Annotated in this window: 4 protein-coding genes; all 4 read right to left on the bottom strand. The window is 45.5% G+C overall.

Going from position 1 to position 9594, the window contains the following annotated elements; translation table 11 throughout:
* Nucleotides 1–7088, bottom strand: a 7088-nt coding sequence (locus ACEYKX_RS06485) for a hypothetical protein (protein ID WP_373780663.1), incomplete at its 3' end; no start/stop codon positions are given.
* A 7-nt stretch (nucleotides 7089–7095) separates the two neighbouring features.
* Entirely contained in the window at nucleotides 7096–7509 is a 414-nt protein-coding gene (locus tag ACEYKX_RS06480; protein WP_373780662.1) for an ESPR domain-containing protein, read from the bottom strand.
* Between the two features lie 299 nt (nucleotides 7510–7808).
* Complete coding sequence (map, locus tag ACEYKX_RS06475; protein WP_373766235.1) at nucleotides 7809–8615, bottom strand: type I methionyl aminopeptidase; 807 nt, start codon at nucleotides 8613–8615, stop codon at nucleotides 7809–7811.
* A 109-nt stretch (nucleotides 8616–8724) separates the two neighbouring features.
* Nucleotides 8725–9396 (bottom strand): 7-cyano-7-deazaguanine/7-aminomethyl-7-deazaguanine transporter, encoded by a 672-nt coding sequence (locus ACEYKX_RS06470; protein WP_373766234.1) that lies wholly within the window; start codon nucleotides 9394–9396, stop codon nucleotides 8725–8727.
* Nucleotides 9397–9594 lie beyond the last annotated feature (198 nt).

The raw sequence follows: 9594 nt of genomic DNA, 5'->3' as shown, positions 1-9594 counted from the left end.
TCCGTACCGTTTGCCACGTTACTGATTTTCGCTGCCGAGCCGTCCGCTTTAGCCACTTTGACACCGTCCGCCGTCGGCGCAAACGTCACGCTGTTGCCGTTACTCGTTAGATTCAAGCCGCTGAATTCCGGATTCTCGGACAACAAGATTTCCACTTTACCCGCCGTGACGTTAGTACGGATATTTTTACTTGAACCGCCCGAAGCCAAACTACCCGAAATATTTAAGGTAGATCCGAGTTTTTGTGTCGTCGAACCTTCGTTACCCGTAAAGGTTAACGGTTTATTAATCGCGGTATCTAACGCGGTTAATGCGCTGCTAACATTGTTGTATGATGTTGCTGTACTGCTTGTCGGATCGGTAATGCTAAAGCTCGGTGCCGTTACCGTACCGTCACTGTTCACCGTCGAACCACCGCCCAATGCCGCCGCCGTGCTGTTCGCCAAGGCATATAATTGGCTGCCGTTGACCGCCTCTTTGCTGTTGGCATTCACCGCACCGTCGGTGACGTTGCTAATCACCGTATTCGCCGCATCAATTCCTGCCGTACCGAGTGACGGACCGCTTGTACCGATCGCAATTTTGTTCGTTGCCGTCACCGTGGTAAAACTCGGTGTCATTGAGGTTGCTATGCTGACTTTATTCGCCGACTGGGTAATGTTGATGTTATTCCCCGCTTCAATCGTCACCTTTTCGCCCATATTGATTTGATCGTCCAACTTACCGCTCACATTACCCGTGCCGGTTTGTGCCGTCGTAATATTCCAGCCTTTTGCCACATCCGTTTGTAACGTTGTAATATTGTTTTTCGCCGCTGCCATATCCGTTTGCAACGTAGTGACATTGTTGGTCACGTTCGTTACATTCGTATTGGTTGCATTCAACTGTGCAAGGTTAACCGCATCACTATCTTGTGTACCGTTTGCTACGTTAGTGATTTTATCTCCACCGACATTTAATCCTTCAGCCGTTGTTGTTAAAGTTGTTCCGTTTGTAGCGTCTTTGAGATTAATTGATTTAAACGTTGGCGCTTCGGCGAGTTTAATCACTAATTCACCGTTATCATTATCTACACGGAGATTCTCCGCCGACGCATCCGTTGCATCCGCCAATGCGCCTTTCACCGTGACTTGCTCACCCAATTTTTTACTGACTGCTCCGCCTTTGTTACCGATAAGCGCAAAGCCTTTATCGGTTAAGTGCGTTGCCACGCTGTTTGCCACATTCGCCACATCGCCTGCCGTTGCCAGCTTGTTACTATCCGTTGCTGTGGTGGTGTTGATCGCTGTACTAAAGGCAACAGCGGATGAAATATCACTAACATTAACATCGAATTTTACGGTTGATACGTTATTGTTCGTCGTGGTTACCGTCACTCGTGTACCTGTACCATCAATAAAGTCGACAACATCACCGGCTTTTACTTGGTCTTTCTCTGTGCCTTTTTCTTTTAACGTCCACGATGCGCTGTTCACCGCATTGATTAAATCGTTTGCCGACACCAACGCGTTGCCGTTTTGTGCCGCCGTTGCCACACCGTTAACCGCCGAGTTGCCGTTTAATTTTGCAATTCCGCCGTCGGAACTGACCGCTTGCGTTTCAATACCGATATGGATTTTACTTGCATTATTCGCTTCCGCCGTATGAGTGACTTTCACCAAGCCTTTGCCGTCAATCGTCACGCTGTCGTTCGGGTTAATGTCGCCGACCTGCGTTTCCGCCGCGCCGTCTTGTGAAGTTTTTAACGCCCATTTGGCATCCGCCACTTTGCTGTTTAATTGACCTAAGTTGACCGCATCACCGTTATCGACGGCATTCGTGACGTTAGTGATTTTTTTGTTCGCCGCATCAATACCCGCCGTACTGAGTGACGGACCGGTCGTACCAATACTGACTTTATCCGTTGCCGTCACCGTGGCGAAATTCGGATCCATTGACGTCGCAATACTGACTTTACCTGCCGATTGGGTAATGTTGATGTTATTCCCCGCTTCAATCGTCACCATTTCGCCCATATTGATTTGGTCGCTCAACGTACCGCTCACATTACCCGTGCCGGTTTTCGCCGTGGTGATGTTCCAACCTTTGGCTACATCGCCTTTTAAGTTGCTGATATCGCTTTTTGCGGTGGTCATGTCGCCTTGTAAAGTCGTCACATTCGTATTGGTTGCATTTAACTGTGACAGATTGACCGCATCACCATCCGTTGTACCGTTTGCGACATTGGTGATTTTATCACCACCAATATCTAATCCATCAGTCGTTGTTGTTAATGACGTAGTGTTTGAACCGTTCGTTAATGTTATGCCTTTGAATGTCGGCACATCTTTCATACGAATAACGATATCAGTATTTCCTGCTTCGCTTTGTAACACCGTCGTCAATAAGTTAGTAGAAGAAGTCTCATCAAATGTCGCATTTCCGGCAAGAATAGATAAAGCCTTACTGAATTGATGTTGTACCAAGTTAGTATCTTTGTTAACGACACCTTGATCTGCACCAACATTCATTCCTTGAGGAGCTAAGCTGCTGATTGCTTTAAGCTGAGCAACGTTAACCGCATCCGTATCCGCCGTACCTGCCGCCACGCCGGTAATTTGACGTGTGATAGCATTGGCTACATCACCTACCGCAACCGCACCGCTGGTCGATTTCCAAACCGCATCCGTATTATCTGAGGCAAGTTTCGTTAACGGATCATAACCTGCCACACCTTTATCCGTTGTTGCTTTACTGTCATAGCCCAATGCAACACCTTTAGCTACACTGACACCGGTATTACTACCTAACGCCACGGCACCCGTTACGTTTGTCACCCCGGAATACACCACACCGGTATGATCGCGCGTTGAAATATCATTTTTTGTTCCTGTGACATTTGCTGTATTTAATGTAGCGGCTGACGCCCCTAATTTAACGTTATTACCTAAAATAAAAGTATCTGAAGACGTATTACCGATAATATTTTGGTTACCGATGGCATAACTCGCGTTACCACCGACAAAGCTACGATCCGTATCAATGTATTTGTCCGCATTTTTATGAATGGAAGCATTCCACACCCCCGAATAAGCACCACTGACAACCGAAGCAGTCCCTAATGCCGTACTACTATGGGCATTATTGGTCACCACAGTGTGATAACCCAATGCATTACCGGCTTTCGCCCCTGCATAAGCATAAGCATTTAATGCTGCGGCTTGTTGTCCTTTGGCATATGCTGATGTACCACCGACGGCGACGGACTGTATCCCTGTTGCCGCCGCACGGGTACCGATTGCCGTAGAATATCCGCCGGCTGCTCTGGAATAAGAACCGATAGCTGTTTCATTTGAACCTAAACCGGTTAATGCATCGTTACCGATAGCAATATTATCCAATGATAAGGCTTTGGCATTTTCACCGATGGCGACGGCATTATTACCTATCGCATGAGTATTCACCCCTAACGAAACGGATTCGTCTCCCAACGCTTTCGCGTTATAACCGATAGCCACGCTAGGTTTTAATTTATCCGCTCCGTCGCCGACTCTTGAAGCTCCCGCTACGCTATAAGTCGCATCATCCGCAATCAATCCGGAAACGGCATTATTCCCCATCGCAATACCGTATTGACGCTCATTCACCGTTGCCGTTCTACCAATAGCAATACTATGTGTGGAATTTGCGTTGGCATTTTCACCAACGGCAATAGCAGAAATACCCGAAGCATTCGCCAACGCCCCCAGTGCAGTTGCGTTTGTATTTAATGCCTTAGCATTAGCACCAATTGCGGTTGCATTGGCTTGCTGTGCTTTAGCATCATTTCCTAATGCAACGGCTTTATCTTGAGTTGATGATGAACCGGAACCGATAGCTACACCACCATTCCCTGATGAAACCGTATCCAAACCGATAGCAATAGCATAATCATTGGATGAATTTGCGTTGCTACCGATTGCGACAGAATTTCTATTTAATGCTTTTGCAGTATTACCAAATGCGACAGAGAAGTTTCCTGAAGCATTTGCCGATTTACCGACTGCACTGGCTTCTTCGCCAGCTGCAACAGTACCTACACCGGCAGCCAATGCATCAACACCCGTCGCGCCATCATTATTGTAGTTACCCGATGCTGAATTTATGTTATTAACGCTATAAAAATGGGTCAGTTTTTCCTGCAACCCTTTTGCGATGATATAAAGCTGAGAACCATTAATTGCATCGGTTGACGTTTCACTAATATTACCGGCTGCAACATGTTTAATTTGGCGCTCACTTCCCGCTGCACCGACAGAAACTTGATCCCCGGTAGCTACCGTAGCCCGAGTTGCAAATCCATCATAAGTGATCCCCCCTATGATTGCTTGAGTCTCTTTTGTCGCATCCGTCAATGTTGTTGATGCTGCACCTAGAGCAATAGCATTTGCTTTACTTGCATCGGCTGAAGCACCAATCGATACCGTATTTTCTTGGCTTGCTTTAGAAGCAATACCCAATGCCAAGCTGTTTATTCCCGAAGCATTAGTGGAATCACCGAATGCGGTTGCACCTTGCGCACTGGCTTTACTGCTTGTACCAACCGCGACCGTTTGGTTATTGCTTGAATTTGCGCCATCACCCACCGCAACGGCTGATTTACCCGAAGCATTTGAGGCTTGACCGACGGCAACCGTATTGTCACCCAGTGATTTTGCTCTTGCTCCCACGGAAACCGAGTTGATACCGGAAGAATTACTGCCTGTACCAATACTGATAGAACTTGCTCCCGCTACGTTTGCATTCGTACCGATAGCAATACCGTGAGCAACGGCAACAGCATTAATACCCATCGCACTCGCACCGGCACCGCTGGCATTAGCATCTCTACCAATCGCAATACCGCCACCAGATCTTGCCCCCGTTGCCGATACGGTTGAAATTGTTTTAGCCCCACGACCGATGGCTACGGATTGATCCGCTTCAGCATTCGCTAATGCGCCTAGAGCTGTTGCTTGTACACCTGCGGCAACCGAAGATACGCCGATTGCCGTTGCATTATCATTTGTTACAGTAGAGGCATTACCAATCGCAACACTGTTTAATTTTTGTGCTTTCGCATTGATACCAATCGCGATAGCCTGTGCACCGTCTACCACACTACCACCGGTAAGACCCGTTTCCGCATCACGACCTATTGCAATAGAATTTGCCGCTCTAGTTGTGGCATTTGTTCCAAATGCTAATGAAGAACCCGCATTAGTTGCCGTACTTGCATTAGAACCTAAAGCAACAGCTTGGTAACCTGATGAATTTGCTGTATAACCAATTGCGACCGCTTGCGATTTATCGTTTGCTTTAGTATTTGAACCAATAGCAATACTACTGGCTTCTTTTGCGATAGTATTCGTACCAATCGCAACCGCATCTTTAAACTGTGTTGTTGCGTTGGTACCAATAGAGATAGCACTATAACTATCGCTATCCGCACTCGCATTTATACCAAGAACAACTGCACCACTGGCACCTGCCGTTGTATTCTCACCGATTGCAATATTAGCCGTTTGACCGCCCGTCGCATTCGCATTGTAGCCAATTGCAATACCCTTTATTGAATTTACTGCTGCATTGCTCCCTATTGCAGTGGATTGATCCCCTGTCGCATTGGCATTTACACCTAGAGCCATTGATTGGCTATTAGATGCACTCGCATTAGAACCTAATGCTATGGCTTGATTGCCTGTTGCATTTGCACTTACACCCAATGCCGTTGATTGAATTCCCGTTGCATTTGATTTTGCACCAAGAGCCGTTGCCTGATTCATTGTTGCATTTGATAACATACCCAATGCAGTAGATTGGTAACCTGACGCATTTGCTGATGTACCGACTGCCGTCGCTTCATTTCCTACGGCAACCGTGCCAACGCCCGCTGCCAATGCGTTTGTACCGGTTGCCCCCTTATTATCATAGTTTCCGGCTGTGTTATCTGTACTATTAACACTGTAGAAGTGGGTGAGTCTGTCCTGCAATCCTTTTGTGATAAAATAAAGCTGTGAACCATTGATAGCATCCGTTGAAGTTGCACTGATATTCCCCGCTGCAACATGTTTGATTTGACGTTCTCTTCCTACTGCCCCAACCGAAACCTGATCACCAGTTGCGATATTTTCTTTAGTTTTAAAACCTTCATATTTTAATCCGTCAATATCACCTGACTTTTCTAATGTTGCGTCCGTTAATGTTGTTGATGAGGCTCCTAACGCAACTGAGTTTTCCTTACTTGCATTAGAGATTGCACCAAGTGCAACTGTATTCACCTCTACTGCATTTGCACCAGCCCCTAATGCTGTTGCTTGATCCTTAAGCGCATTGGAATATCCCCCTACCGCAGTTGTATAAATTGCCTCAGCTTGAGTATTAGTACCAACTGCTGTTGTGTATTTGTTTTGTGCTTTCGCATTATTTCCTAATGCCATTGCAGCCGTTTCGACAGCCTGTGCTTTCGTACCAATAGCAATAGAATCAAAACCGGAGGCTCGTGTTTTGCTTGTATCCGCAGTTTGATCATACTCATTCACGTTATCAGAAGAACCTATTGCGATTCCTCGAGTACCGGATGCCGTTGCTTTATACCCTGTTGCAATCGAAGACCAACCACTAGAATAAGCGGTTAAACCAATGGCTACCGAATTCACATTATCTACCCGAGCCTCTCGCCCAATAGCAATAGACCTAATACCTCCGGCTGTTACCGTAGCATAGCTACCCAATGCCATAGAAATACTAGCATTCGCAAACGCATAAGGTCCGACAGCTAAAGAATTTACACCTTGGGCTGTTGACATACCACCTATCGCAACACTTCCGCCACGACCTAATGTTCCCACCCCTTTGCTATAATCAAATGCAGCTGTCGAGGCTTGCGCATTATTACCGATCGCAATCGCAGCAGAACCAGAACCGTCTGTTCCACTATAAATACTTTTATAATGTGATGCTGGTCTACCTGATGTACTCGGATCAATCGCTGCATCAGAAGAACTTGAATAACCATAGGCACCTTCCGCCCGAGCATTACACCCAAATGCAATTGTATCTGTAGTTACCCACGGTTTTCCGTTAGACATCAACTCGCTACCAGAATTCGCTCCAGCATATGCTTCCGCACAACCCCCCCCCGCTTGATGTTGATGTAGGAATATTGATCGCCAACCCCTCACCGCCCCCCGCAGCTATTGTTGAAGCTAATGAACTAAAAGGCATTAGCCCTAAGGTGAAAAACATGGTACCTACTGCTACTGTATTCTTGATATTGCTACACTTATCACTGGAAGATGATTTACTTTTTACCCTGGTTAATTCTGAAACAACAACATAATTTTGTGTTGCATGATTCCAAATAACTTTAAAAACCTTATTCACAAGTCCTCCATACTTACTCTTTATAAACACAAAAACAATACAAAAAATAAATTTATTTAATTTACATAATTTCACACACAAAGATAAATTAAGCAAGAAAAAAAATAACAATTTACAAATTGGCATTTTTCATGGATACCTACAGTTCAATATACATAAGTTATACTGCACAGTAGAACTTGGCTAAGTGAGGTGTAGCAGAAAATAAAAAAGAAGAAATCGGGGGGAAATTGTAAAGCATCAATATAAAAACACTGCTAAAAAACATGATCTGCCCTAAAAATTGGACTAAATCTCCAACAGATTAAGGGGCAAATCTTTCAGCGGAACCGACCGCTTGTTTTTATAGCAGGAACAGGGAGCCGCCGAAAACCGATAGGAGCGGCGGGAATCAACAAAGGAGAGACACGGGAGAGGTTGAAAACCTAACCGTTATGCATTTGTCGCTGAATACGCCCTTGTGCGATTTCTTCATCACGAATCGTCATCACTTCACAGCCGTCTTTGGTCACGACAAGTTGGTGTTCATATTGCGCCGAATGGCTGCGGTCTTTGGTTTTGACCGTCCATCCGTCGCCCATCAAGCGGATTTCTTTTTTACCGGCATTGATCATCGGTTCAATGGTAAAGACCATGCCTTCTTGCAACACGACTCCGCCGTCATCGGAAAAATAGTGTAACACTTGCGGATCGCAGTGGAATTCGTCGCCGATACCGTGCCCGCAATATTCGCGCACCACGGAAAAGCCTTCTTTTTCGGCATATTGCTGAATGGCTTTGCCGATTTGATTTAAACGAATCCCCGGCTTGACCGTACGTAAACCAATGTAAAGGCACTCTTGCGTCACCTCCAGCAAGCGTTTGTCTTTCACGCTAGGCTCGCCCACCACATACATTTTGGAGTTATCGCCATAATAGCCGTCTTTAATGACGGTAACGTCAATATTCAAAATATCGCCTTTTTTTAATTTCTTTTCGGCATTCGGAATACCGTGACAAACAACTTCATTCAATGAAATACAGGTGGCTTTCGGGTAGCCGTGATAGCCTAGACATGCCGGAACGGCTTGTTGGACTTGTTCAATGTATTCATGGCAAATGCGGTCAAGTTCGCCAGTGGTGACGCCTTCTTTGACATAGGGTTCAATCATTACCAGTACGTCCGAGGCAAGTTTACAGGCTACACGAAGTTTTTCGATTTCTTCATCGGTTCGGATAGGAATATTTTTCATTATGACATCTCATGCAAATTAAAATCGGGGGGATTATACTCTCTTTACGCTGCGCAACAAGCGGTCCGATTTTGCAAAAAATTGACCAAAACAGACCGCTTGTCAAACATTAGTTGACTGCCAGACGGAGCTTTTTGATCACGTAATTCAGTAATAAACCGTATAGCGGTAAAAACAGTAGCAGACTAACAAATAGCTTAAACGCGTAATCCACGGCACCGATCGTAAACCAATTCGCCGCCATATATTCATCACTGCTTTGATAGAAAGCCACGGCAAAAAAGACAAAGGTATCAATCAGGCTGCCGAAGATCGTCGAACTGGCGGGGGCTAGCCACCACGTTTTTCCTTGACGCAAACGGTTGAAAACGAAAATATCCATGAGCTGCCCGACGACATAGCCGACAAAACTCGCCAACGCAATACGGAAAATGAAGGTATTGAATTCGGTTAACGTCGCGAAACCTTGAAATTGACCTTCAAAGAAGATTACCGATACCACATAACTGACTATCAATGCCGGGAACATCACGGCAAAAATGATTTTACGGGCAAGTTCGGCACCGAATACCCGTACGGTTAAATCCGTCGCTAAAAAGATAAACGGGAAGGTAAACGTTCCCCATGTTGTCGGGATCGCTGTGTCAGTAAAAGGGATCGCTATCTCAAAAGTAATCTGTACTAAATAGTTGCTGACGGTAATGATAAAAATGTGGAAAAAAGAAAGTAACAGTAACGAGCGGCGCTTCTGCTCGTCGGAAAAATAGTCAATAACGTTCATGTTGTTCCTTTTTGTTTAAAGCCGGTTGTTGGGGTGAGGGAACCCAATGTGAAAAGAGGGCGAATAATACGCCTTGAGGGGAAAAGGTCAAGCGGATTTTGAGTAATCGGTAAAATTCCCCGTCAATCCGACCGCTTGTATTACTGCAATTGTTAATCACACTTTAACCGAACGTCCTTTCTATCTTTACTTTTTTAG

The sequence above is a fragment of the Glaesserella sp. genome (assembly GCF_041817755.1).
GTDB lineage: Bacteria > Pseudomonadota > Gammaproteobacteria > Enterobacterales > Pasteurellaceae > Glaesserella.
The sequence above is the reverse complement of the archived record's forward strand: the minus strand, read 5'-3'. Positions and strand labels throughout refer to the sequence as shown.

What these genes read in the sequence shown, in the direction of transcription:
- ACEYKX_RS06480 (WP_373780662.1), bottom strand. Translation starts at nt 7,509, where the DNA reads ATGCCAATTTGTAAATTGTTATTTTTTTTCTTGCTTAATTTATCTTTG.
- map (WP_373766235.1), bottom strand. Translation starts at nt 8,615, where the DNA reads ATGAAAAATATTCCTATCCGAACCGATGAAGAAATCGAAAAACTTCGT.
- ACEYKX_RS06470 (WP_373766234.1), bottom strand. Translation starts at nt 9,396, where the DNA reads ATGAACGTTATTGACTATTTTTCCGACGAGCAGAAGCGCCGCTCGTTA.